Raw genomic sequence first — 25,624 nt, 5'->3', positions numbered from 1 at the left:
CGAATGGCTGCGCCAGAAAAAGAAACCGTCAAGTCCGAACTGCCGGACCCGAAAGAAGTCGCCAAGACCTACGCCGAAGTTGCGCAGCGGGCCTCCAAACTGCTCGCCGACCATATCCAGAAGCAGGTCAAGAAAGGCCTCAGTACCCCGTCCGACGAACTGGGCATCGCCCAGGCCTTCATGGACATGATGGGCAAGCTGCTCGCCAATCCGTATCGCCTGGCCCAGGCCCAGATGAACCTGGTGTGGGATTACTTCTCCCTGTGGCAGCACTCCGTCATGCGCTTCACCGGCATGGGCGGCAGCCCGGTGGCCTCTCCGGCCAAGGACGACAAGCGCTTCAAGGACGAGGAATGGCAGGAGCACTTCCTGTTCGACTTCATGAAGCAGTCCTACCTGATCGCCGCCCGTCACATCCATGACACGGTCAGCAGCGTGGACGGCCTCGACGACCAGACCCAGAAGAAGGTCAATTTCTACACCCGTCAGTACATCGACGCCCTGTCCCCGTCCAACTTCGCGCTGACCAACCCGGAAGTCTTCCGGGAAACCGTCAAGAGCCACGGCCAGAACCTCATCAAGGGTTTGAACAACCTGCTGCGCGACGTGGAAGAAGGCGACGGCAACCTGCGCGTCAAGATGACCGACACCTCGGCCTTCGAGCTGGGCAAGAACGTCGCCACCACGCCGGGCAAGGTCGTCTTCCAGACTGACATGATGCAGCTGCTGCAGTACACGCCCAGCACCCCGGACCAGTTCAAGCGCCCGCTGCTGATCGTGCCGCCGTGGATCAACAAGTTCTACATCCTCGACCTGCGCGAGAAGAACTCCTACATCAAGTGGTGCGTGGACCAGGGCCATACGGTTTTCGTGATCTCCTGGGTCAACCCGGACGAGCGCCTGGCTGAGAAGAGCTTCGACTCCTATCTGCTGGAAGGCACGCTGGCCGCGGTGGACGCCATCGTCGAGCAGACCGGCGCGAAGGAGATCAACGCCGCCGGCTACTGCCTGGGCGGCACCCTGCTGGCCACCACGCTGGCCTACATGGCCGGCAAGCGTGACAAGCGGATCGCCTCCGGCACCTTCTTCACGACCATGACCGACTTCGCCGATCCGGGCGAGCTGGGCGTGTTCATCGACGAAGGCCAGGTCTCCAGCCTCGAGAAGAAGATGTTCGAGCGCGGCTACCTGGAAGGCTCCGAGATGGCCGGCACCTTCAGCATGCTGCGCGCCAACGACCTGATCTGGTCCTTCGTGGTGAACAACTACCTGATGGGCAAGGACCCCTTCCCCTTCGACCTGTTGTTCTGGAACTCCGATTCCACGCGCATGCCGGCGAAGATGCACAGCTTCTACCTGCGCAACATGTACATGAAGAACCTGCTGAAGGAGCCGGGTGGCATCGAAGTGGGCGGCGTGCCCATCGACCTCGGCAAGATCAAGGTTCCGACCTACTTCATCTCCACCATCGAAGACCACATCGCCCCGTGGAAGAGCACCTACTCGGGTGCCCGCAACTTCGGCGGCAACGTGCGCTTCGTGCTGGGCGGTTCCGGCCACATCGCCGGCATCGTCAACCCGCCGGCGGCCAACAAGTACGGTTTCTGGACCAACTCGGCCGCCAAGCTGCCCGAAACCGCCGACGCGTTCTTCACCAGCGCCGAGCAGCATCCGGGCTCCTGGTGGACCGACTGGCAAGCCTGGCTGGAAGGCCAGGACGCCAGCAAGGTGCCGGCCCGCGATCCCGTCAAGGGCACCCTCAAGGTGCTCGAGGACGCCCCGGGTTCCTACGTCAAGTCCCGTCTGGATGTACAGCAGGCCGCCTGAACGGGTGCATTAGCACCTGATTGACCGGAAGGGGGCTGCGGCCCCCTTTCTGTTTTGACCTGAGTTCCGTATTTTTTTGCCTATCCCTCCCGTGGCTACCCATCTCCTCGAAGCCCCCCTGCCCCACGGCCTGCCGGTCGTGCTCGACACCAACGTGGTGCTGTCCCTGTGGATGTTCGAAGACCCGAGCCTGGTCCGCCTGCGCGCCGCCGTCGAAAGTGGAGCCCTGCGCCCCATCGGCCGCGAGGACTGCCTCGACGAACTGGTCCGGGTCCTGGCCTATTCCCAGTTCAAGCAGACGCCGGAGCGCCAGGCCGAGATCGCCGCGGCCTACCGGGCCCGCTGCCACCTCGTCGAAGCGGTCGATCCACCGGCCTGCGAGCTCCCGAACTGCCTCGACCGGGACGACCAGAAATTCCTCGAAGTCGCCCGCGACAGCGGCGCCCGGGCCCTGTTGTCCCGCGACAAGCTGGTCCTCAAGCTGGGTCGCCGCCCGGTGGTCGCCGCCCGCTTTGCGATCCTTCCCCCGGAACGCCTGCAGGCCCTGCTGCCCGATTCCGGGGATGCGCCACAAAAAATTAACTTGGCATAGCAGCTTTTGCCACGGGCAGCGACTAGACTGGTTTCAAACCTGTTAACCCACGGAGCACTGCCATGGCCCTCGACAGCGACATCGACCTCACCGGTTTCGTCACCTCTTACCTCATCCCCCTCGGCTGGAAGCTGGCCGGTGCGATTGCCCTGTGGATCATCGGCGGCTGGCTGATCAACATGGTCAGCAACCTGTCGAGCCGCAGCATGACCCGCCAGAAAGTCGAACCGACGCTGGTCCGCTACCTGGAAGCCACCCTGCGGGTGATCCTGCGCATCGTTCTGGTGATCGTCATCCTGTCCGTGTTCGGCATCGAAACGACCAGTTTCGCGGCCTTGATCGCGGCTGCCGGCGTGGCCATCGGGGTGGCCTGGAGTGGCCTGCTGTCCAACTTCGCCGCCGGCGCCTTCCTGATCATCCTGCGGCCCTTCAAGGTCGGCGACTTCATCAGCGGCGCCGGCATCACCGGCACGGTGAAGGAGATCGGCCTGTTCGCCACCACCATCGACCAGCCCGACGACGTGCGCACCACCGTCGGCAACAACAAGCTGTTCTCCGACAACATCGTGAATTACACCGCCAACCCGTCACGCCGCGTCGAACTGTTCGCGCAACTGGCCCACAGCGTCGCCCCTCAGCAGGCAATGGAGCTGATCCGCAACCGCGTCGCACAGATCCCCAACGTGCTGGCGACCCCCGCCCCGGACGTGGAGATCCTCGAGTTCAACGCCGCCGGCACCCGGCTCGTGGTGCGCCCCCACTGCCACAACGATCACTACTGGCAGGTGTATTTCGACACCAACAAGACCCTCGCCGAGATTGGCAGTGCCAACGGCTGGCCGGTACCGGCACCGCATCAGGTTCTGCGTCAGCAGGTCTGACGCCAGGCCGTCGCGTCAGGCGGCCAGTTGCCGCCGCAAGGCCGCCAGGTAACGCAACCCGGCGGCCGCGCGGCTGCCATACCAGGACGTCATTTCCCCGTCGATCAGCCGGGCCGGCCGCCCGGCCAGTCCAGCCACTTCGGCCACATGCGCATCGCGGAAACGATAGGGCTCCGACGACAGGAAGACCCGATCCACCTCCGCCAGCCATGGCGCATCCCAATCAAAGGCCGGATAACGGACGCCGTCACCGGGCGCCGGCCAGCTGTCCCAGCCCACCATCGCCAGACTCGCCGAGATGTAGGTATCCGGCGCCACCGTCATCCACGGGTCGCGCCAGATCAGGTACAGAACCCTCTCCCGCGGCAGCTCGCGGCCGGCCGCCAGCGCCAGCGCGACCGCCTCCGTCAGCTCATCGGCCAACGCCTCAGCCCGCGCCTCGCAGCCGAACACCGCGCCGAACAGACGGTACAACGGCAGGTTGTCCTCCGGCTGGCACGGGTGGGTAACGATCACGTTCGGCACGAAGCGGGCGATCTCCTCCACACAGTCCTTGCGGTTCTCGTCGATATTGACGATCACGTGGGTCGGCGCCAGTTCGCGCAGGCGGGCCAGGTTCACGTCCTTCGTCCCGCCAACCTTGGGAATGGTCTTGAGGGTCGCCCGTGGATGAATGCAAAAGCCGGTACGCCCGACCAATTGGTCGGCCAGCCCGAGTTCGCACACCAGTTCGGTCAGCGACGGCACCAGCGACACGATACGCGCCGGCCCCTCCCAGGGATCGTGGCGCTGACCGGTGGCGTCCACCAGGAAATCGACTTCTCTCTCGTTCATCATCCCGCCAGTATCTCAAGACCCGCATCCTTGTTGGAAGCCGGCGCAAGTCGCGGTAATCTGGGGCGATAAGCCGCAGCCGCAGCATAAACGGAGAAAATCATGAAAGTCGGCGTCCCAAGGGAAACCAAAAACCACGAATACCGGGTCGGCCTGACCCCCGCTTCGGTCCGTGAACTCGTCGCCCACGGGCACGAGGTCTTCGTCGAATCCGGCGCCGGCCATGGCATCGGCGCCAGCGACAACGACTACGAGCGGGCTGGCGCCAAGGTCACCCTGAGCGCCGACGAAGTCTTCGGGGAGGCCACGCTGATCATCAAGGTCAAGGAGCCGCTGGCCGAAGAGCGCGCCCGCCTCAAGCCCCATCACGTGCTGTTCACCTACCTGCACCTGGCGCCGGACCCCGGCCAGGCCGAAGAACTGCTCGCCAGCGGCGCCACCGCCATCGCCTACGAGACCGTCACCGCCCCCGGCGGCGGCCTGCCGCTGCTCGCCCCGATGTCGGAAGTGGCCGGCCGCATGAGCATCCAGGCCGGCGCCGCCGCCCTCGAAAAATCCCACGGCGGGCGTGGCGTACTGCTCGGCGGCGTGCCCGGTGTCGAGCCGGGCCGCGTGATCATCCTCGGCGGCGGCACGGTGGGCAACAATGCGGCGCACACGGCCGTCGGCATCGGCGCCGACGTGACCATCCTCGACAAGTCACTGCCGGTCTTGCGCCACCTGGACGAAGTCTATGGCGGCCGCGTCAAGACGCTGTATGCCACCCGCGACGCCATCGAGCGCCAGGTGCTGCAGGCCGACCTGGTGATCGGCGCCGTGCTGATCCCCGGCGCCACCGCGCCCAAGCTGGTCACCCGCACGATGCTCGCCGCGATGAAGCCCGGCGCGGTGATCGTGGACGTGGCCATCGACCAGGGCGGCTGTTTCGAGACCTCCCGGCCGACCACCCACGCCGACCCCACCTACCTGGTGGACGGCATCGTCCACTACTGCGTGTCCAACATGCCCGGCGCCGTGGCCCGCACCGCCACCTACGCGCTCAACGCCGCCACCCTGCCCTTCGTGCTGGCCATCGCCGACAAGGGCTGGAAGGAAGCCCTGAAAGACGACGCCGGCCTGCGCGCCGGCCTCAACATCTGCGCCGGCAACGTGACCCACCCGCAGGTCGCCGAAGCCCTCGGCAAGAAGTACCTGCCGGCCATCACCCAGCTGGCCTGAGCGCCCCCTTCGCCGTCACGGGTTCTCTCCCGTGACGGATACCTGTTGACTTGAATCGAGAAAAGGCAAATTATCTGCCTATGCAGTAATTGCTCTTGCCGCAAATGCCCAATACAGCCAATACCCCGCAGTCCCCGCCCTACACTGTCGAGAACTATCGCCAGGAGGAGAGCATCGGCTTCCTGCTGCATCAGGCCAAGCTCCGCCTCACCCAGGCCCTCGACGAACGGATCGGCGATCTGGACATCACCACGGCCCAATGGACGGTGCTCAAGCAGATCGCCCTGCGCAACGGGGAAACCGCAAGTACGCTGTGCAAATGCATGGGCTGCGATACCGGCTCGATGACGCGCATGATCGATCGCCTCGAGGAAAAGGCGCTGATCCGCCGGGAACGCAGCACTACCGACCGGCGGGTGGTCTTGCTGCACGTCACGGACACCGGCAAGGCCTTGCTCCCGCTGCTCGTACCGCGGGTCGTGGACATGCTCAACCAGGCGCTGAGGGACTTCACGCCAGAAGAGATCGTGCTGACCAAACAACTGATCTCACGCATCGTCACCAACCTGGACAAGCGCAACGACTGAACCGGACAGCGCTCCGGCAGCGCGGCGGATTCCGCCGCTTTTTTTGAAGTAAATATCTGCCCTGGCAGATACAGCACAGACAGTCTCAGCCCAATACAGGAAATTCCGTATGAAGCGACATCTTGCCCTCCTGTTACCGCTGCTCGGCCTGCTCGGCGCCTGCGCCAGCCCCAGCGGCCTTAGCCCGCACGCCGCGCCCCTTGCGCCGGACCAGCTGGCCAGCCAACGCAGCCTGGCGGCAGCCCCCGTTGGCGAATGGCCCACGGACGCCTGGTGGACCGCCTACGGCGACCCGCAACTCGACCGCCTGATCGCCGACGCGCTGCACGACAGCCCCAGCCTGACACTCGCCCAGGCCCGCCTCGCCCAGGCCCGCGCGATGGCTGGGCTGGCCGCGGCCGCCGACGGCGTGCAGATCGGCGCCAACGCGGAAGGCACCCAGCAGCGTCTGTCCGAGAATTACATCTTCCCGCCCGGCCTGGGAGGGCGCTACACCAGCCTGAATCGGGCCGCGCTGGACTTCAGCCTCGACCTGGATTTCTGGGGCCGCAACCGCGCCGCGCTGGATGCCGCCGTCGGTCATGCCCGCGCCGCCCAGGCCGAAGCCGCCGGCGCCCGCCTGATCCTGAGCAGCGCGATCACCCGCGCCTACCTGCAGTTCGATCGCCTGCATCAGCTGCGGGCCATCGCCGACGCCACCGTCACGCAGCGCGAAAAGCTGCAGGAGCTGGTCCGCCTGCGCCTGAAGGCCGGCCTCGAGAACCAAACCGACCTGCGCCAGGCCGACGCCGGCATCTCCGCCGCCCGCGCCGAACGCAGCGCCCTCGACGTGCAACTGGCGCTGGTCCGCAATCAGCTGGCCGCCCTCACCGGCCACGGCCCCGACGCCGGCCTCGACCTCACCCCGCCAGCCCTGCACGACGTCGCCGTGACACTGCCGAGCCAGCTGCCGGCCGACCTCCTCGGCCGCCGGCCCGACGTGAACGCCCAGCGCTGGCGCGTCGAAGCCAGCCGCCGCGAGACCGACGCCGCCCGCGCCGACTTCTACCCGAACGTGAATCTCAACGCCTTCATCGGCCTGCAGTCCATCGGCCTGTCCAACCTCTTCGAAGGCGGCAGCCGCATGCTCGGCGTCGGCCCGGCGATCCACCTGCCGGTGTTCGACAGCGGCCGCCTGCGCAGTCGCCTGGCCGCACGCAACGCCGAACAGGACGCGGCCATCGCCCAGTACAACGCGACCCTCGTCGATGCCCTGCGCGACGTAGCCGACCAACTCACCAGCTGGCGCGGTGCCGACATCGAAGGACGCGACCAGCAAGCTGCGCTGGCCCGCTACGAAGACGCCTGGCGCCTCACCGAAGTGCGCTACCGGGCCGGCCTCGCCAGCTACACGGCCGTCCTCGCCGCCGAAACCCCCTTGCTCGTCCAGCGCCGCCTCACCGCGGAGCTGCGCACCCGCCGCCTCGACGCCAGCGCCGGCCTGGCCCGCGCCCTCGGCGGCGGCTACCTGCCCACCAACACGTCCCACTGATCCCGCCAAGAAGGAACTGGACCATGACCAGCCCCGACCGCACCGCAGCAAACACCACCAACGGCAAGCGCAAGCGCAGCCTTATCACCATCGCCGTCGCCTGCACCCTGGCCGGCGCCGCCTGGGGCGGCTGGTGGATGACCCACGGCCGCTACCTGGAACACACCGACGACGCCTACGTGGCCGGCAACGTCGTGCAAATCACACCGCAAGTCGCCGGCACGGTGGTCGCCATCGATGCCGACGACACCCAATTGGTTAAGGCCGGCCAGCCGCTGGTCCGCCTCGACGACGCCGACGCCCGCGTCGCGCTGCAGCAGGCCGAGGCCCAGCTCGGCCAGACGGTGCGCGAAGTACGTGCGCTGTACGCCGGCGGCGGCGCCCTCGACGCGGCGGTCAAGCAGAAGGAAGCCGACCTCGCCAAGGCCAGGGACGACCTGGCCCGCCGCCAGCAGGTGGCCGGCACCGGCGCCGTCGCCGCCGAGGAGATCGAACACGCCCGCGCCGCGCTGCGTGCCGCCGAAACCGCCGTGCAGACGGCCCGTGAGCAGCTCACCACCAACCGGGTGCAGACCAGCGGTACCCGCATCGAAAGCCACCCCAACGTGTTGCGGGCGGCCGCCAAGGTCGAGGAAAGCTACCTGGCCTTCGCGCGCAGCGTGGTGCCGGCTCCGGTCGGCGGCCTCGTCGCCCGCCGTGCGGTGCAGGTCGGCCAGCGGGTGAGCGCCGGAACGCCGCTGATGGCCGTCGTGCCGCTGGAACAGGTGTGGGTGGACGCCAACTTCAAGGAGAGCCAGCTCGGCCGCATGCGCATCGGCCAGCCGGTAACCCTGAGTGCCGACGTGTATGGCTCGAAGGTCGAATACCACGGCAAGATCGCCGGCCTGGCCGCCGGTACCGGCGCCGCCTTCGCCCTGCTGCCGGCGCAGAACGCCAGCGGCAACTGGATCAAGGTCGTGCAGCGGGTGCCCGTGCGGATCAGCCTCGACCCGCAGGAACTCGCCGCCCATCCGCTGCGCATTGGCCTGTCGATGCAGGTGGAGGTGGATCTTCACGACGGCGGCGACGCGCCGCTGGACGCCGCGCCCGCCGTGCCGGTGGCCCATACCGACGTCTTCGCCGACCTGGGCAAGGCCGCCCGCGAACGCATCCGCGCGATCATCTCGACCAACAGCGGCGGGCAGGCAGCCGGCCTGCCGGAGGTCACCCTGCCAGCCATCCCGCCGGCGGCCGCCCTGGCCACCCCGCGCCGCACCCGGGCCTGAGCGATGAGCGCCGCCCCCGCTCCGCTGCCGCCCCTCGAACCGGGGGCACGCCGGCTGGCCACCGTGGCCCTGTCGCTGGCGACCTTCATGAATGTGCTGGACACCACCATCGCCAACGTGTCCCTGCCCAACATCGCCGGTGACCTGGGCGTCAGCCCGACCCAGGGCACCTGGGTCATCACCTCATTCGGCGTCGCCAACGCCATCGCCGTGCCGCTGACCGGCTGGCTCAGCCAGCGCGTCGGCCAGGTGCGCCTGTTCGTCGCCTCCGTGGTGCTGTTCGTGCTCGCCTCACTGCTGTGCGGCCTGGCCGGCAGCCTGGAGATGCTGATCGCCGCGCGGGTGCTGCAGGGTGCCGTCGCCGGGCCGATGATCCCGCTGTCCCAGGCCCTGCTGCTGCAGGCCTACCCACGGGAAAAGTCCGGCATGGCGCTGGCGATGTGGTCGATGACGACCCTCGTCGCGCCAGTGATGGGCCCGATCCTCGGCGGCTGGCTGTCGGACAACCTGTCCTGGCCGTGGATCTTCTACATCAACGTGCCGGTCGGCATCGGCGCAGCCTGGATGAGCTGGCAGCTGCTGAAACACCGCGAGACACCGACCCGCAAGCTGCCCATCGACAAGGTCGGGCTGGCGCTGCTGGTGATCTGGGTCGGCGCGCTGCAGATCCTGCTCGACAAGGGCAAGGAGCTGGACTGGTTCCAGTCCGCCGAGATCGTCGCGCTGGCGGTGGTGACGGTGGTGGGCTTCGCGCTGTTCGTCGTCTGGGAGCTCACCGAGGAACACCCGGTGGTGGACCTGAGCCTGTTCGCCCGCCCCAACTTCCTGTTCGGCGTCATCGCGCTGGCCACCGCCTACGGCGTGTTCTTTGGCAACGTGGTGGTATTGCCCCTGTGGCTGCAGCAGTACATGGGCTACACGGCCACCTGGGCCGGGCTGGTGACGGCACCGATCGGCATCCTGGCGCTGCTGCTGTCGCCGGCGGTCGGCAAGATCCTGCCGCGCACCGACCCGCGCCGTCTGGCCACCGTGGCCTTCCTGGTTTTCGCGCTGGTGTCGTTCATGCGCGCGGGCTTCTCCACCGACATCGCACCGGGCAGTATCGTGGTACCGCAGCTGATCCAGGGTATCGCGATGGCCTGCTTCTTCATCCCGCTGGTGTCGATCACCCTGTCGGGGCTGCCGATGGAGCGCGTGCCGTCGGCGTCGGGCGTGTCGAACTTCGTGCGGATCACCTGCGGGGCCTTCGGCGCGTCGCTGATGACCACCCTGTGGGAGCGCCGCGCGGCGCTGCACCACGAACAGCTGGCCGCGCAGGTGAGCGTCTATAACCCGATCGCCGGAGACACGCTGAACCAGTTGCAGGCCCAGGGCATCGATCTGACCCGCGGCCTCGGGATCCTGGAACGCCAGGTCAACGTGCAAGCCTTTTCACTGGCCGCCAACGATGTGTTCTGGCTGTCGGGTTGCCTGTTCCTGCTGCTGCTCGTCAGCGTGTGGCTGACCCACCCGACCCACAGCCGGCCCGCCGCCACCGGCGACGCCGCCCACTGACGGCGCCGGCGCAGGCTACAGCGGCAAGCCCCGCGGCTTGCGCCCGGCCCGCGCGAACAGGCGGTCGAACAGCGGATTGGGCAGCAGGCGCAGCAACTTGGCGACCACGCCCATCTGCCACGGGATGACGGTGTAGCCGACACCCGCCTCGATGGCCCGCGCAAAGCGCCGCGCGGCCTCGTCGGCAGGCAGCAGGAAGGGCATCGGATAGGGATTGATGGCGGTCATCGGCGTGTCGATGTAGCCCGGCGCGATGGTCACCACCTTCACGCCACTGCCACGCAGCTCGACGCGCAGGCTTTCCAGATAGGCGATCGCCGCCGCCTTCGACGCGCTGTAGGCCCCGGCGCCGGGCAGGCCGCGGATGCCGGCCACTGAGGCGATGCCGACCAGGCGCCCGCCACCGCACTGGCGCAGTGGCGCGACGAAGGGCTGGAAGGTGGCGACCATACCCAGCACGTTGGTACGCATCACCCGTTCGAACGCTGCCAGGTCGTCGGCTTCCTCCGTCAGCGTGCCCACCGACACGCCGGCGTTGGCGATCACCACGTCGGGCACCCCGAAGCGGGCCATGAAATCCGTCGCGGCATCGGCCAGCGCCCCCGGCTGTGCCACGTCGACGCCATACACGGCATGCACGCCAGGCAGGCCGGCCGCCAGCTCGGCCAGCGCCTCGCGATGCCGTCCGACCAGGCCCAGGCTGGCACCGGCCGCTGCATAGTGGCGGGCCAGCGCAGCACCGATGCCGCTCGAGGCACCGGTGATGAATACGCGGAGCGTCACAGGTAAAGAGGCGGAAAAGGGGAGGAGGGTGAAGGACCTGGCCGCGGCACCGCTGGCACCGCGACCGGAACGGCTTACTTGCGGCCCTGCTCGCCGCGGGCGCGGACGATCAGCTGGTCGGCCACCTTCAGGGAAGCCTCGTGGGAGCCGGCGATGGAGGCGGAGGTGAAGTACTTGCCGTCGATGGCCAGGGTCGGCACGCCCTGCACCTTGTAATCGCGGCCGAGCTTCTCGACACGCTGCAAGCCGACCTGCACGCCGAAGGAGCGGTAGGCATCGAGGAACTTCTTGCTGTCGATGCCCTTCTTGACCGCCCACTCCTGGGCACCGGCTTCGGTATGCAGCGGCTGCTTGTCGGTCTGGATCGCATCGAAGACCTGCCCGTGCAGGCGGGCCAGATCGCCCGTTGCCGCGAGGGTCAGGTGCAGACGGGCGAAACCGGCCAGCTGGGGATTGCCCCAGGTCACCGGCACGCGGTGGAAGTACACATCGGCCGGCACCTTCTTGACCCATTGCTCCAGCAGCGGGTCGAAGGCCCGGCAGTGAGGGCAACCGTAATGGAAGAACTCGATCACCTCAACCTTGCCCTTGGCCTCGGTCGGCTGCGGCGGCGAAACCAGCTCGAAGCCGCTGCCGCTCTGGGCCAGGACGGGACGCCCGATGAGGCCGACGGCCACCGCGGCGGAAAGCTGTTTGAGGACATCACGACGCTGCATTACGGTTTCTCCTTGAATCGGCAAAGCACTCATTGAGCGCTGCTGGCCGGCTTTGGTTCCTTGGGCTTGATCCGGACGATGGCGGCATTGATGCCACCAGCAGCGAGCTGCTGCTTGGCCTTGTTCATTTCATCGGCCCCCAGGTAGGGACCGGTTCTGACCCGATGCACGGTGCCCTTGTCGGGCACGTCGACCTTCTGCACGCTGGCTTCCACCCCCATCAACGCAAGACGCGCCTTCAGATTGTCCGCTTCGGAGGGGTCTTCGAACGAACCCGCCTGCAGGTAGTACTTCTCGGGCGTCAGCGGCTTGTCGAGCAGGGCGGCCTCAGCCTTGGCGCGTTCGGCGTCGGCCTTGGCCTTGTCGCCCTTCTGGACCTCGTCGGTCTTGGCGGTCTTGTCAGACTTGTCGGCCTTCTCCGGCTTGGCCGGCCGGATGTCCTCGGTGGTTTCCTCGGGCTTTCCCGGCGCCGGCAGCGCATCGGTGCCCTTCGGCAACACGTTGTAGAAGTCGAAACGCGGCTTCTCCACCGGCTTGTCGCCGGCCTTGCCGGGCAGCGCGATGGGCTCGCTGCTCTGCGGCTTGGGCGGCGGCGGCGGCGCCACCGGCTTGTCTTCCTGCTTCGACTTCTGGAACGGCGACGAAGAAGTGAAGTACAGCGCGATCCCCGCCGCCACCAGCGCGCCGAGAATCAGTCCGACGAAGATACCGACCAGGGTGCTGCCCCGGCTGCCCGATTTCGGCTTGTTGGTCTGCAGACGGGGTTTCAGATCACGGCTCATGAACGACGGGTCCGGCGATTACATGGATTCGGGAGCGGAGACACCCAGCAGCGCGAGGCCGTTACGGATCACCTGGCGCACCGCGGCGGCCAGGGCCAGACGGGCGAGCTTGAGGCCTTCATCGTCCACCAGCATGCGTTCGGCGTTGTAGTAGCTGTGGAACTCGCCGGCCAGGTCCTTCAGGTAGAAGGCGATCTGGTGCGGCGCGTAATCGGCGGCAGCGCTGCGGACGACTTCCGGGAAGGCGGTCAGGCGTGCGCACAGGGCCAGCTCGCGCTCATTGTCGAGACGGGCGAGGTCGGCCTCGAGCAGGTCGGCCGGCGTGCCGTTCCATTGGTTGAGCACCGAGCACAGGCGGGCATGGGCGTACTGGATGTAATACACCGGGTTCTCGTTGCTCTGGCTCTTGGCCAGATCGAGGTCGAAGTCCAGGTGCTGGTCGGCCTTGCGCAACACGTAGAAGAAGCGGCAGGCGTCGTTGCCGACCTCGTTGCGCAGCTCGCGCAGCGTGACGAACTCGCCGGAGCGGGTGGACATCGCTGCCTTCTGGCCGTCGCGGTACAGCACCGCGAACTGCACCAGCGCCACGTCGAGCTTCTCGGGCGGCAGGCCGAGGGCCTGCAGGGCGCCCTTCACGCGCGGGATGTAGCCGTGGTGGTCGGCGCCCCAGATGTCGATGATGCGGTCGAAGCCACGCTCGTACTTGTTGGCGTGGTAGGCGATGTCGGACGCGAAATAGGTGAACAGTCCGTTCTCGCGCTGCACGACGCGGTCCTTCTCGTCGCCGAAGGCGGTGGAGCGGAACCACTTGGCGCCGTCCTGTTCGTACAGGTGGCCGCCGGCTTCCAGCGCGGTGACGGCCTTTTCGACCAGACCGGTGTCGAACAGGGAGCGCTCGGAGAACCACTTGTCGAAGGTCACGCCGAACTCGGCCAGATCCTCGCGGCCGTCGCCGAGCTGCTCGGTGAGCGCGAAGCCATGCACCCATGCGTAGTCGGAACCGAGCAGGTTCTTGGCGTTGGCGATCAGCGCATCCAGGTGGCCTTCCTTGTCGGCCTCGACGGACGGCGCGCCGGCCAGCACGTCGGCAGCGGACACCTTGGCGAAGCGGTCGGCGTGGGATTCCTTGATCTGCGCCGCCATGTCCTTCACGTAGTCGCCCTGGTAGGCGTTGGGCGGGAAGGCAATCGCGATGCCGAACAGGTCGAGGTAACGCAGCCAGGTGGACAGCGCCAGGATGTCCATCTGCCGGCCGGCGTCGTTGATGTAGTACTCGCGGGTGACTTCGAAACCGGCGAAGTCGAGCACGTCGGACAGGGACGCGCCGTAGGCCGCACCGCGGCCGTGGCCGACGTGCAGCGGGCCGGTGGGGTTGGCGGAGACGAATTCCACCTGCACCTTGACGCCGCTCTTGTCACCGCGGCCGAAGGCCTCGCCGCGCTCCAGCACGCTGCGCACGACGGCGGTCTTGGCGTCGGAGACCAGCGTGAAGTTGATGAAGCCGGCGCCAGCCACTTCGGCCTTGGCGATCAGGTCGGACTTGGGCAGTTCGGCCAGCAGCAGGTTGGCCAGCTCACGCGGATTGCGCTTCAGCGGCTTGGCCAGCTGCAGCGCCAGGTTGCTTGCAAAATCACCGTGGCCGGCCTGCTTGGGACGCTCCAGGTTGATGGGGGTTTCGGCCTGTTCGGGGGCGACGCTCAACAGGGCGGCGCGCAAAAGGTCGGCAAGCTGGGTTTTGGAATCGGCGCTCATGGCAAACACTGCGACTAAAAGCACAGGATTATATCCAAGCAGGCGTTGCCACGGCGGGACACCGGCGTCCCGCCGGTAACAAAGTGCGACCGGCATGGCAAAAAACATGTCCTTGCCCTATCGTTGTGGTCCGTGTGCGCCATCGGAAACGACCGTGAGCCTCCTCCGACCGACCGTCCTCCTTGCCAGCCTGCTCGCCGCCACGGCGGCTTGCGCCGAGCCCGCGACCCTCCACTGGCCGGTGCCGATGCCGTCCGGCCCAGCCTGGCGCATCGTCGACCTGCGGGAAGGCAAGGGTGTCCGCCACGAGGAATACCTGCCCCGCGGCCAGGGCCTGGAAGATTATCGCGACCGCATCCTAGTGCAGCGCTTCGCCGCGCAGGACATGGGCCCGGACACCTACCTCGCCTACATCGCCGCCGGACTGGCGCGGCATTGCACCGGCTTCACCACCAGCGGGCTGGTCAGCGCCACCCGCGACGGCTTGAGCAGCGCCACCCGCACGGCCTATTGCGGCAACTTCGAGAACCGCCCCTACGGCTATGTCATCGCCCAGAAGGCGATCCGCGACGGCGACCATCTGTTCGTCGTCGAGCGGGAATGGCGGCTGCCGGCCTTTGCCATCGACGACACCGGCATGGCCAGCCTGAGCTTCGGCATGCCGGCCGAAGACGAGGCCCTGAAGCGGGAGATCCACGTTGCCACCCGCTGGCTGCTGGAACAGGTGCAGCCGGGCCGCATTGCACCGGCACCGGTGCAGAACACGGCCGCACCGGCCCCTTCACCGAAAACACCGCCACGCCCCGCCAAGCGACGCTGACGACCGGCCAAGCCGGCTTTCGTCGCTCGGTCTTTCCGGGCACAATCCGCGTTTTCCTTTTCCACAGCCGCCGTGCGTCTCTTCCGACTCGTCAAGATCGTCTCCGTGAGCCTGAAATACGGGCTCGATCAGATGGTCCTCTCCAACGAGCCGACCGGCCGCCTGGCCTGGCTGGCCAAGCTCACCCGCTTCCGCCGGAGCTTCAACGAACCGGCCGGCGCGCGGCTGCGCCAGGCCCTCGAATCCCTCGGTCCGATCTTCGTCAAGTTCGGCCAGATGCTGTCCACCCGTCGCGACCTGCTGCCCCCCGCCATCGCCGAAGAGCTGGCCCGCCTGCAGGACCGGGTACCGCCCTTCTCCTCCGCAGAAGCACTGGCCCAGCTGCACGCAGCCTACGGCAAGCCGGCCGACGAGGTTTTCGCCCGCTTCGAGCGGGAGCCGGTGGCCTCGGCCTCCATCGCCCAGGTGCATTTCGCCGAGCTGCCCGACGGCACCGAAGTGGCGGTCAAGATCCTGCGCCCTGGCATCGCCCCGGTGATCGCCCACGACCTGGCCCTGCTCGACGCAGCCGCCACGGTGCTCGAAAAGGTATGGCCGGAAGGCCGCCGCCTGAAGCCACGGGAAGTGGTCGCCGAATTCTCCAAGTACCTGCGCGACGAGCTCGACCTGATGCGCGAGGCCGCCAACTGCTCCCAGCTGCGGCGCAACTTCAAGGATTCAGAGCTGCTCGTGGTCCCCGAAGTGCATTGGGACTTCTGCTCCACCAACGTGATGGTGATGGAGCGCATGAAGGGCATTCCGATCTCCCAGCTCGAGGCCCTCAAGCAGAACGGCATCGACCTCAAGCACCTGTCCCGCGCCGGCGTCGAGATCTTCTTCACGCAGGTGTTCCGCGACGGCTTCTTCCATGCCGACATGCACCCCGGCAACATCTTCGTGGCCACCGACGGCCCGGCCCGCGGACGCTACATCGCGCTGGACTTCGGCATCATCGGCACCCTCAACGACTCCGACAAGAAGTACCTGGCCACCAATTTCCTGGCCTTCTTCCAGCGCGACTACCGGCGCGTCGCGCTGGCCCACATCGAGGCCGGCTGGGTGCCGTCGCATACCCGCGTGGACGAGTTCGAAGGGGCGATCCGCGCGGTCTGCGAACCGATCTTCGACCGTCCGCTGAAGGACATCTCCTTCGGCAAGACGCTGCTGCGCCTGTTCCAGACCGCCCGCCGCTTCGAGATGGAAGTCCAGCCCCAGCTCGTGCTGCTGCAGAAGACCCTGCTCAACGTCGAAGGCCTCGGCCGCCAGCTCGACCCGGACCTCGATCTGTGGAAGACCGCCAAGCCCTTCCTCGAACGCTGGATGAACGACCAGATCGGCTGGCGCGCGCTGCTGCGCCACGTCAAGGACGAGGCCCCGTCGTGGGCCGCCACGCTGCCGCAGCTGCCCCGCCTGGTGCACCAGGCGCTGGCCGCCCAACCGGTGGCGGAAGACCACCGCGCCGAACTCGCCCGCCTGGTCACCGAAAGCCGCCGCACCCGTTACTGGCTGATCGGCTGCACCGTGCTGCTGGCCGCACTGGCCACCACCGAAGCCTGGCATCTGCTGCACTGAGGCCAGGACGCCGTGCCCGCGGCACTGAACCCGTGGTAAGCCGCACGCCCGGCCTTGAACGAAGCCACCGCGGCCCGCTCAAACAGGCATGACGGCCATCTCGGCCCAACCGCCTTCGGAGGAAGACCATGCCCGCCCTGCTCGCGCCCTCCCGCCCGGTCCGCATCGTCGGTGTCGGATCCTGCTTCGGTGCGCCGATCTTTGGCCCCGCCGCCGGTCCGCGGACCCTCAAGGACTTCGGCCTCGACGCCCAGCTGCGCAGTCGCGGCATTGCTGCCCAGTGGCAATCCCTGCACGAGCCCAGCGCCCCCAAGCCACCCCGCGCCTCCCTGCCGGAGCGGCTGGGCAACGTCAGCGCCCTGCTCCACGACCTGGCCGATGAAGTCGCCGCCCTGTGCGCCGACGGCGCGGTACCGCTGGTGCTGGGCGGCGACCACGCGATCGGCGCCGGCACCTGGCGCGGCGCAGCGCGGGCGCTGGAGGGACGCGGCAAGCTGGGCCTGATCTGGATCGATGCCCACCTGGACGCCCACACACCGCAAACCACCCACAGTGGCAACATCCACGGCATGCCGCTGGCGGCGCTGCTCGGCGTCGGCGATGCGGGCCTGACCGGCGTGCCCGGCCCCCACCTCGACCCGGCCCATGTGGCCATCGTCGGTGCGCGCTCCTGGGAGCCCGAGGAGCTGGCCCTGCTCAAGCGCCTCGGCGTGCGCATCTTCTTCATGCCCGAGGTCAAGCGCCGCGGCCTGCCGGCCGTACTGTGCGAAGCCATGAGCATCGCCCGCGAGGGCACCACCGGCTTCGGCGTGTCGGTAGACCTGGACTCCGTGGATTGCGCGCTGCTGCCGGCCACCACCTGCCTGGAGCCGGACGGCCTCGACCCGCAGGAGCTCGCCGACTGCCTGCACGGCCTGCGCAGTTGCGCCGACCTCGTCGCGCTGGAAATCGTCGAATACGTGCCCGAACGGGACCGGGACGGCAGCGGCGCGCGCTGGGTGCTGGACTTCGCCGCTGCGGCCCTCGGCCCGACCACCACCAACCTGCTGGCCCGCGAGCACACCTTCGGCGCCCACAACTACGCGCCGCTGCCGGTGGTGTTCACCCGCGGCGAAGGGGTGTGGCTGTGGGACGTGGAAGGCCGGCGCTACCTGGACATGATGAGCGCCTACTCGGCGGTCAGCTTCGGCCACAGCCACCCGCGCCTGGTCAAGGTGCTCACCGAACAGGCCCGCCGCCTGGCGCTGACCTCCCGTGCCTACGCCAACGACCGTCTTCCTCTGATGCTGGAGCGCCTGTCGGCGCTGCTCGGCTACGATCAGGCACTGCCGGTGAACACCGGCCTGGAGGCCGTCGAAACCGCCCTCAAGGCAGCCCGCAAATGGGCCCACAAGATCAAGGGGGTACCCGAGGGGCAGGCCGAGATCATCGTCTGCGACGACAACTTCCACGGCCGCTCGACGACCATCATCGGCTTCTCCTCGGAGGCCCAGTACCGGGACGGCTTCGGCCCCTTCTCGCCAGGCTTTCACAGCATTCCCTTCGGCGATGCCGAGGCCCTCGCCGCAGCGATCACACCACACACCGCAGCCTTCCTGTTCGAGCCGATCCAGGGCGAAGGCGGCATCCATGTACCGCCAACCGGCTGGCTGGTCCGCTGCGCCGAGATCTGCCGCGCCAACAACGTACTGCTGATCGCCGACGAGGTGCAGACCGGCCTCGGCCGCACCGGCCGCCTGCTGGCCTGCCAGCACGACGGCGTGCGCCCTGACGGCGTGATCCTCGGCAAGGCCCTCGGCGGCGGCCTGCTGCCGGTCTCGGCCTTCCTCGCCGACGAGACGGTGATGCAGGTATTCCACCCCGGCGACCATGGCTCCACCTTCGGCGGCAACCCGCTCGGCGCGGCCGTCGCGGCCGAAGCCCTGGCCCTGCTGGCCGAGGAGAAACTGGTCGAGCGCTCCGACCGCCTCGGCAGCGCCTTCATGGCCCGCCTGCAGGCCATCCGCAACCCGCTGATCCGCGAGGTACGCGGCCGCGGCCTGTTGATCGGCATGGAACTGGACACCCGCCGCGTCAACGCCCGCACCGCCGCCGAATGGCTGCTGGCCCGCGGCCTGATGACCAAGGACACCCACGACTCGGTGCTGCGCTTCGCCCCGCCGCTGGTCGTGACCGAAGCCGAACTGGACTGGGCAGCAAGCGTCATCGAAGATGCGCTGGCCGACCTCGAACAACGTCTCCCCGGAAACAAGCGATGAGCGAAAAACTCGACCGTCTGGTCCTCGAAGCCCGCCGTGCCGCCGACAAGCGCGCCGAGGGCTACCGCGAAAAGGCCCTGAAGATCTACCCGTGGGTCTGTGGCCGCTGCGCCCGCGAATTCACCGTCACCAACCTGCGCGAACTGACGGTGCATCACCGCGACCACAACCACGACAACAACCCACCCGACGGCAGCAACTGGGAACTGCTGTGCGTGTACTGCCACGACAACGAACACCAGCGCCAACTCGAAGCCACCCAGGGCAACGTGGCCGCCAAGCAGCCCGGCAAGGCCGCCACCCATTCACCGTTTGCAGGGCTGGGCTCGCTGTTGAAAAAGGAATGAGCCCGACCGACGGGAAATACCGCCACCTCGACAGGAATTGGCTGCCGCCACGCCGCGGCAGCCATGGCGGACTGCCATCGCCGTCTTCACCCTGCCCGCCAACGGGCGTAGGATTCGCGCCCTTGCCTTTCCCCGCATCACCATGAGCCTCAACCCCGCCCGCGCCTGCGGCATCGACTTCGGCACGTCCAATTCCACCGTCGGCTGGCTGCGTCCCGGCCTGCCGACGCTTCTGCCCCTCGAGGACGGCAAGGCAACGCTGCCGTCCGCGGTCTTCTTCAATGCGGACGAGGAGACCACCCATTACGGGCGGGATGCGCTGGCGGAATACCTGGAGGGCTACGAAGGCCGCCTGATGCGGGCCATCAAGAGCCTGTTGGGCAGCAACCTGATGGACGGCAGTACCGAGGTCGGCGGCCGCGCACTGCGCTTCCGCGATCTGCTGGCGAGCTTCATCGGCGAACTGAAGGCCCGCGCCGAGGCCGAGGCCGGGCGCAGCTTCGAGCAGGCGGTGTTCGGCCGCCCGGTGTATTTCGTGGACGACAATACCGTCGCAGACCAGCGCGCCCAGGACACCCTCGAGGCGATCGCCCGCCAGGTGGGCTTCAAGGACGTGAGTTTCCAGTTCGAGCCGATCGGCGCGGCACTGCACTACGAAGCCGGCCTCGACCGCGAGGAACTGGTGCTGATCGCCGACATCGGCGGCGGCACCGCCGACTTCTCGCTGGTACGCCTGTCGCCTGAACGGGCCAAGCACCTGGACCGCCGCGAAGACCTGCTCGGCAACGCCGGCCTGCACGTGGGCGGCACCGACTTCGACCGGGCGCTGAGCCTGGAATGCGTGATGCCGCTGCTCGGCTACAAGGGCCAGATGAAGAGCGGAGCCGAAGTGCCGTCGGCCCTGTTCTTCCAGCTGGCGACCTGGCACACCATCAACTTCGCCTACACCCGCCAGGCCTTTGCCGACTTCCAGGCCATTTACCGGGATGCGGCGGCCCGCCAGGAGCTGGACCGCCTTGCCCGCCTGATCGGCCAGCGGGAAGGACACTGGCTGGCCCTGCAGGTCGAGCAGGCCAAGATCGACCTGTCCACCGCGACCACCACCCATATGCAGCTGGACCGCCTGGAGCCAGGGCTGGCCCACGAGATCACCCGCGAGGCCTTCACGCTGGCCACCCGCAGCCTGGTCGAGCGGGTTGCCGCGACGGTCGGCAAGTTGCTCGATGAAGCCGGCGTGGCCCGCGACCAGGTCGATACGCTGTATTTCACCGGTGGCGCCAGCGGCGTGCCGCAACTGCGCGAACGCATCGCCGCCGAGCTGCCCCAGGCCCGTAGCGTCGAAGGCGACCTGTTCGGCAGCATCGGCGCCGGCCTGGCGGTGGAAGCGGCGCGCCGCTACGGCTGACAGCCTGCCCCCTCCTGCAGGAGGGATCGTGTTGGAAAAGCACCTGTGGGGGCGAGTTCATTCGCCCCCACAGGTGGTGCTCGGCGCCAGGTCGACAGACAAAAAAAGGGGCCGTCCTGAGACGACCCCGCTCCCTCGACAGGAACCCGCTTTTCGGCGGATCTCCCTCCCCATCGAACGAAAACCGACTGTCGCGCCATCCAGCCGGGAAAGCCGGATGGCGCCGGTTATTGATTACTCGAACTCGATGATGACTTCGTCCACCGACAGGCTTGCACCTGCCGAGGCGGAGATCTTCTTGACCTTGCAGTCCTGCTCGGCCTTCAGGATGTTCTCCATCTTCATCGCTTCGATGACTGCCAGCTTCTCGCCGGCCTTCACTTCCTGGCCGACCTGCACAGAGATTTCGCGCAGCAGGCCCGGCATCGGGGACAGCAGGTACTTGGACAGGTCGGGCGGCAGCTTCTCGGGCATCAGCGCCAGCAGTTCGGCGGCACGGGCGCTCATGACCATGAAGTCGGCGCGGGTGCCCCAGTGGAACAGGCTGTACTTGATCTTGTGGCGTTCGACCTGAAGGGTGAACTCTTCGCCGTTGCAGGTGCCGTTGAACAGGGACTCGCCGAGCTTCCAGTCGGACTTGATCTCGTAGCTCTCACCCTTGTATTCCACGTGGTAGCCGCCGTCGATCGGACGGGCGATCACCGGGTGGTGCTCGTTGCCTTCCTTGTTCAGGCGGATGACCATCCAGTGGTCGTCGACGATGCGCTCGTGGCCCTGCAGCTGGCCGGTAATCGACGCGGAACGGTCGGTGAAGGCACGGTAGACGTAAGCGGCGACCGAGACCAGCAGGGCCGGATCGTCGTGCGGCACCATCGAGGCATCGAAGCCCGTCGGGTAGTGCTTGGGGATGAAGCCGGTGTCGAAGATGCCGGAATGGAAAACCGGATGCTGCATCAGCGCGGCCTGGAACGGAATGTTCGAGGAGATGCCGCGGATCACGAAACCGTTCAGCGCATCGCGCATGCGGGCAATCGCCTGCTCGCGGGTGGCGCCGTGCACGATCAGCTTGGCGATCATCGAGTCGTAGTACATCGAGATCTCGCCGCCATCGTACACACCGGTATCGACGCGCACCTGGCCCGGCACTTCCTTCGGCGGCTGGAACTTGACCAGACGGCCGGTGGACGGCAGGAAGCCGCGGAACGGATCTTCGGCGTTGATACGGCATTCCATCGCCCAGCCATTGATCTGCACGTCGGCCTGGGTCAGCGGCAGCTTCTCGCCGTAAGCGACGCGGATCATCTGCTCGACCAGGTCGAGGCCGGTGATCAGCTCGGTGACCGGGTGTTCCACCTGGAGACGGGTGTTCATCTCGAGGAAGTAGAACTCCTTGGTCGCGCCGGACACGACGAATTCGACGGTACCCGCGGATTCGTAGTTCACCGCGCGGGCCAGCGCCACGGCCTGTTCGCCCATCGCCTTGCGCATCTCGGGGTCGACGAAGGGGCTCGGTGCCTCTTCGATGACCTTCTGGTGGCGGCGCTGGATCGAGCAATCGCGCTCGTTCAGATACACGTAGTTGCCGTGGCTGTCGCCGAGCACCTGGATTTCGATGTGGCGCGGCTCGAGCACGTACTTCTCGATGAAGACGCGGTCGTCGCCGAAGGAGTTGCGTGCTTCGTTGACGCAGGACGAGAAGCCTTCATGGGCTTCGGCGTCGTTGTACGCCACCCGCAGGCCCTTGCCACCGCCGCCGGCGGAGGCCTTGATCATCACCGGGTAGCCGATCTTCCTGGCGATTTCCACGGCGGCATCGGGGCCGTCGATGGCATCGTTGTGGCCGGGGATAGTGTTGACCTTGGCTTCGATGGCGAGCTTCTTGGACTCGATCTTGTCACCCATCTTGGCGATGGAGTAGTGCTTCGGACCGATGAACTTGATGCCTTCTTCTTCCAGGCGGCGCGAGAACTCGGCGTTCTCGGACAGGAAGCCGTAGCCCGGGTGCACCGCCTCGGCGCCGGTCTGCTTGCAGGCGGCGATGATCTTGTCGGCGACCAGGTAGGATTCCTTGGATGCCGCCGGTCCGATGCACACGGCCTCGTCGGCCAGGTCCACGAACAGGGCGTCCTTGTCGGCCTCGGAATAGACGGCGACGGTCTTGATGCCCATCTTGCGGGCAGTCTTGATGACGCGGCAGGCGATTTCGCCGCGGTTTGCAATCAGGATCTTGGTAAACATGTCTTGGGCGTCCTCGGCGATCACAGCGGAATGTTGCCGTGCTTGCGCCACGGGTTATCGAGCTGCTTGTCCTTCAGCATCGCCAGCGAGCGGGCGATCCGCTTGCGGGTGGCGTGCGGCATGATGACGTCGTCGATGAAGCCGCGGGCACTGGCCACGAACGGGTTGGCAAACTTTTCCTTGTACTCGGCTTCACGCTCGGCGAGCTTGGCGGGATCGTTCTTCTCTTCGCGGAAGATGATCTCCACGGCGCCCTTCGGGCCCATCACCGCGATTTCGGCCGACGGCCAGGCGAGGTTCACGTCGCCACGCAGGTGCTTGGAGGACATCACGTCATACGCGCCGCCGTAGGCCTTGCGGGTGATCACGGTAACCTTCGGCACGGTGCACTCGGCGTAGGCGTAGAGCAGCTTGGCGCCGTGCTTGATGATGCCGCCGTATTCCTGGGCGGTACCCGGCATGAAGCCCGGAACGTCCACGAAGGTGACCACCGGAATGTTGAAGGCATCGCAGAAGCGGACAAAACGGGCGGCCTTGATGGCGCTCTTGATGTCCAGGCAGCCGGCCAGCACCAGCGGCTGGTTGGCGACGATGCCCACCGGGCTGCCGTCGATGCGACCGAAACCGATGATGATGTTCTTGGCGTAGTCGGGCTGCAGCTCGAAGAAGTCGCTGTCGTCAACAACCTTGACGATCAGCTCCTTCATGTCATACGGCTTGTTGGCGTTGTCCGGCACCAGGGTGTCGAGGGAGTAGTCGTAACGGGCGACCGGATCGTTGGTCGGCGTGACGGGGGGCAGCTCCCGGTTGTTGGCCGGCAGGAAGTTCATGAAGCGGCGCAGCATGGACAGCGCCTCGACATCGTTCTCGAAGGCCAGGTCGGCCACGCCGGACTTGCTGGTGTGGGTGACCGCGCCGCCCAGTTCCTCGGCGGTGACGTCTTCGTGGGTCACGGTCTTCACGACTTCCGGACCGGTCACGAACATGTAGGACGAGTCCTTCACCATGAAGATGAAGTCGGTCATCGACGGGGAATACACCGCGCCACCGGCACAGGGGCCCATGATCATGGAGATCTGCGGCACGACGCCGGAGGCCATCACGTTGCGCTGGAACACGTCGGCATAGCCGCCGAGGGAGGCCACGCCTTCCTGGATACGGGCGCCGCCCGAGTCGTTGAGGCCGATCACCGGGGCACCGACCTTCATGGCCTGATCCATCACCTTGCAGATCTTCTCGGCATGGGTTTCGGACAGGGAACCGCCGAACACGGTGAAATCCTGGGAGAACACGAAGACCAGGCGACCGTTGATGGTGCCATAGCCGACGACCACACCGTCACCCGGGGTCTTTTCGGCTTCGTTCATGCCGAAGTCGACGCAACGGTGCTCCTTGAACATGTCCCATTCCTCGAAGGAATCCGGGTCGAGCAGCAACTCGATACGTTCACGGGCCGTCAGCTTGCCCTTCTTGTGCTGGCTGTCGATACGCTTCTGGCCGCCACCCAGGCGGGCCGCTTCGCGCTTCTTTTCCAGCTGGTGGATGATGTCGTGCATTTACAGCCTCCAGTCAATAATCGGGATGTATTTCTTTCAGCCCAGATAGCCCAGCAGCCGCAGCGCGGCCGCGGAGGGCGTCGTCTGGCCGGCCTCGACGGCCGCTTGCAAACCGGGCAGGTCCTGTTGCACCCGGGCGTGACTTGCGAACCGGGCCCGCAGGCCCTGGTCGATGAGTTCCCACATCCACGCACGGGCCTGTTGGCGCCGGCGGGCCTCGAACTCCCCGCTCCGTTTCATGGCAGAGCGGTAATCGTTGATGGTATTCCAGAATTCGGCGATACCCTGCTTCTGCAACGCCGACAGCATCAACACCGGCGGCGTCCAGTTGGGCGAGGCATGGCGCAGCATGCCCAGCGCGGTCTTGATCTGCGAACGCGCCACGTTGGCGGCCTGCGGATTGATGTCAGCCTTGTTGATGACGATCAGGTCGGCAATCTCCATGATCCCCTTCTTGATCGCCTGCAGGTCGTCGCCGGCATTGGGCAGCTGCAGCAGACAGAAGATGTCGGTCATGCCGGCCACTGCCGTCTCGGACTGGCCGACGCCGACCGTTTCGATGATGATCACGTCGAAGCCGGCGGCCTCGCAGACCAGCATCGCCTCGCGGGTCTTCTCGGCGACGCCGCCGAGGCTGCCCGCCGACGGACTCGGGCGGATGAAGGCCTCGGTGCGCTGGGACAGCAGCTCCATGCGGGTCTTGTCGCCGAGGATGGAACCGCCGGTGACGCTGGACGACGGGTCCACCGCCAGCACCGCCACCTTGTGGCCCTGCTCGATGAGATACAGGCCCAAGGCTTCGATGAAGGTGGACTTGCCGACCCCGGGCACGCCAGAGATGCCGACGCGCATCGACTTGCCGGTGTGCGGCAGCAGGCCTTCCAGCACGCTGCGGGCATGCTGCTTGTGGTCCGTGCGCTGGGACTCGATCAGCGTGATCGTCTTGGCCAGCGGGCGCAGCTGGTGCTTGAGGACGCCATCGACCAGGGCCTGGTCGGCAGCATCCCGTTGCGGAAGATCGGCGGGCATGTTCATGGGCTCGATAATGACCTGTGCGCCGGCCAAGG

Annotated in this window: 21 protein-coding genes; 13 read left to right on the top strand and 8 right to left on the bottom strand. The window is 67.0% G+C overall.

What is annotated here, in order from left to right; genetic code table 11:
- Positions 1-3 precede the first annotated feature (3 nt).
- The 3 genes from B4920_RS14145 to B4920_RS14135 all read left to right on the top strand — a co-directional run bounded on the left by B4920_RS14145 (position 4) and on the right by B4920_RS14135 (position 3,300).
- Positions 4-1,827, top strand: coding sequence for an alpha/beta hydrolase (locus tag B4920_RS14145; protein WP_079435344.1), 1,824 nt, complete (start codon positions 4-6; stop codon positions 1,825-1,827).
- 91 nt (positions 1,828-1,918) lie between these two features.
- Complete coding sequence (locus B4920_RS14140; protein ID WP_254050941.1) at positions 1,919-2,419, top strand: putative toxin-antitoxin system toxin component, PIN family; 501 nt, start codon at positions 1,919-1,921, stop codon at positions 2,417-2,419.
- Between the two features lie 62 nt (positions 2,420-2,481).
- Entirely contained in the window at positions 2,482-3,300 is an 819-nt protein-coding gene (locus B4920_RS14135; RefSeq protein WP_079435343.1) for a mechanosensitive ion channel family protein, read from the top strand.
- 15 nt (positions 3,301-3,315) lie between these two features.
- Here the strand turns inward: B4920_RS14135 and B4920_RS14130 are convergent, their stop codons facing one another.
- Entirely contained in the window at positions 3,316-4,134 is an 819-nt protein-coding gene (locus B4920_RS14130; protein ID WP_254050944.1) for a helical backbone metal receptor, read from the bottom strand.
- A gap of 102 nt (positions 4,135-4,236) precedes the next feature.
- On the opposite strand from B4920_RS14130, the gene ald reads away from it, so the two are divergent.
- From ald to B4920_RS28425, 5 genes are all read left to right on the top strand, one after another.
- Positions 4,237-5,352 (top strand): alanine dehydrogenase, encoded by a 1,116-nt coding sequence (gene ald / locus B4920_RS14125; protein ID WP_079435341.1) that lies wholly within the window; start codon positions 4,237-4,239, stop codon positions 5,350-5,352.
- A 104-nt stretch (positions 5,353-5,456) separates the two neighbouring features.
- The gene (locus tag B4920_RS14120) at positions 5,457-5,939 is read left to right on the top strand and encodes a MarR family winged helix-turn-helix transcriptional regulator (protein WP_079435340.1); all 483 of its coding nucleotides are present in this window, start codon (positions 5,457-5,459) and stop codon (positions 5,937-5,939) included.
- Between the two features lie 109 nt (positions 5,940-6,048).
- Entirely contained in the window at positions 6,049-7,470 is a 1,422-nt protein-coding gene (locus B4920_RS14115; protein ID WP_079435339.1) for an efflux transporter outer membrane subunit, read from the top strand.
- Positions 7,471-7,493: 23 nt separating this feature from the next.
- Entirely contained in the window at positions 7,494-8,735 is a 1,242-nt protein-coding gene (locus B4920_RS28430) for an HlyD family efflux transporter periplasmic adaptor subunit (RefSeq protein WP_088179467.1), read from the top strand.
- Between the two features lie 3 nt (positions 8,736-8,738).
- A complete protein-coding gene (locus tag B4920_RS28425) occupies positions 8,739-10,289 on the top strand; it encodes a DHA2 family efflux MFS transporter permease subunit (protein WP_088179466.1) in 1,551 nt (516 codons plus the stop codon).
- Positions 10,290-10,304: 15 nt separating this feature from the next.
- Here B4920_RS28425 and B4920_RS14105 read toward each other — a convergent pair whose 3' ends face one another.
- From B4920_RS14105 to argS, 4 genes are all read right to left on the bottom strand, one after another.
- The gene (locus B4920_RS14105) at positions 10,305-11,072 is read right to left on the bottom strand and encodes an SDR family oxidoreductase (protein WP_254050940.1); all 768 of its coding nucleotides are present in this window, start codon (positions 11,070-11,072) and stop codon (positions 10,305-10,307) included.
- A gap of 74 nt (positions 11,073-11,146) precedes the next feature.
- On the bottom strand, positions 11,147-11,788 hold the full coding sequence (locus B4920_RS14100; RefSeq protein WP_079435338.1) for a thiol:disulfide interchange protein DsbA/DsbL: 642 nt from the start codon (positions 11,786-11,788) through the stop codon (positions 11,147-11,149).
- A 29-nt stretch (positions 11,789-11,817) separates the two neighbouring features.
- Complete coding sequence (locus tag B4920_RS14095) at positions 11,818-12,570, bottom strand: SPOR domain-containing protein (RefSeq protein ID WP_079435337.1); 753 nt, start codon at positions 12,568-12,570, stop codon at positions 11,818-11,820.
- Positions 12,571-12,588: 18 nt separating this feature from the next.
- Positions 12,589-14,322, bottom strand: coding sequence for an arginine--tRNA ligase (gene argS / locus B4920_RS14090; protein ID WP_079435336.1), 1,734 nt, complete (start codon positions 14,320-14,322; stop codon positions 12,589-12,591).
- Positions 14,323-14,476: 154 nt separating this feature from the next.
- On the opposite strand from argS, the gene B4920_RS14085 reads away from it, so the two are divergent.
- The 5 genes from B4920_RS14085 to B4920_RS14065 all read left to right on the top strand — a co-directional run bounded on the left by B4920_RS14085 (position 14,477) and on the right by B4920_RS14065 (position 20,763).
- Positions 14,477-15,142: a hypothetical protein gene (locus B4920_RS14085; protein WP_079435335.1), complete on the top strand. Its 666-nt coding sequence runs from the start codon at positions 14,477-14,479 to the stop codon at positions 15,140-15,142.
- A gap of 72 nt (positions 15,143-15,214) precedes the next feature.
- A complete protein-coding gene (gene ubiB, locus B4920_RS14080; RefSeq protein WP_079435334.1) occupies positions 15,215-16,753 on the top strand; it encodes a ubiquinone biosynthesis regulatory protein kinase UbiB in 1,539 nt (512 codons plus the stop codon).
- A 128-nt stretch (positions 16,754-16,881) separates the two neighbouring features.
- Positions 16,882-19,011: an ornithine--oxo-acid transaminase gene (gene rocD, locus B4920_RS30845; RefSeq protein ID WP_079435333.1), complete on the top strand. Its 2,130-nt coding sequence runs from the start codon at positions 16,882-16,884 to the stop codon at positions 19,009-19,011.
- The gene (locus B4920_RS14070; RefSeq protein WP_079435332.1) at positions 19,008-19,358 is read left to right on the top strand and encodes a YajD family HNH nuclease; all 351 of its coding nucleotides are present in this window, start codon (positions 19,008-19,010) and stop codon (positions 19,356-19,358) included. The genes rocD and B4920_RS14070 overlap by 4 nt, the downstream gene beginning before the upstream one ends.
- Before the next feature lie 142 nt (positions 19,359-19,500).
- Positions 19,501-20,763 (top strand): Hsp70 family protein, encoded by a 1,263-nt coding sequence (locus B4920_RS14065; RefSeq protein ID WP_079435331.1) that lies wholly within the window; start codon positions 19,501-19,503, stop codon positions 20,761-20,763.
- A 234-nt stretch (positions 20,764-20,997) separates the two neighbouring features.
- On the opposite strand, the gene accC is transcribed toward B4920_RS14065, so the two are convergent.
- Genes accC through meaB form a run of 3 tightly spaced genes read right to left on the bottom strand, consistent with a single transcriptional unit; the run spans position 20,998 to position 25,586 of the window.
- Positions 20,998-23,001: an acetyl-CoA carboxylase biotin carboxylase subunit gene (gene accC / locus B4920_RS14060; protein ID WP_079435381.1), complete on the bottom strand. Its 2,004-nt coding sequence runs from the start codon at positions 22,999-23,001 to the stop codon at positions 20,998-21,000.
- Between the two features lie 20 nt (positions 23,002-23,021).
- A complete protein-coding gene (locus B4920_RS14055) occupies positions 23,022-24,557 on the bottom strand; it encodes an acyl-CoA carboxylase subunit beta (RefSeq protein WP_079435330.1) in 1,536 nt (511 codons plus the stop codon).
- A 36-nt stretch (positions 24,558-24,593) separates the two neighbouring features.
- Positions 24,594-25,586: a methylmalonyl Co-A mutase-associated GTPase MeaB gene (gene meaB / locus B4920_RS14050; RefSeq protein ID WP_079435380.1), complete on the bottom strand. Its 993-nt coding sequence runs from the start codon at positions 25,584-25,586 to the stop codon at positions 24,594-24,596.
- Positions 25,587-25,624: the final 38 nt, after the last annotated feature.

The sequence above is a fragment of the Zoogloea sp. LCSB751 genome (assembly GCF_002028455.1).
Classification (GTDB): domain Bacteria; phylum Pseudomonadota; class Gammaproteobacteria; order Burkholderiales; family Rhodocyclaceae; genus Zoogloea.
Note: the sequence above shows the minus strand (reverse complement) of the source record. Positions and strands in the feature narration are given on the sequence as shown.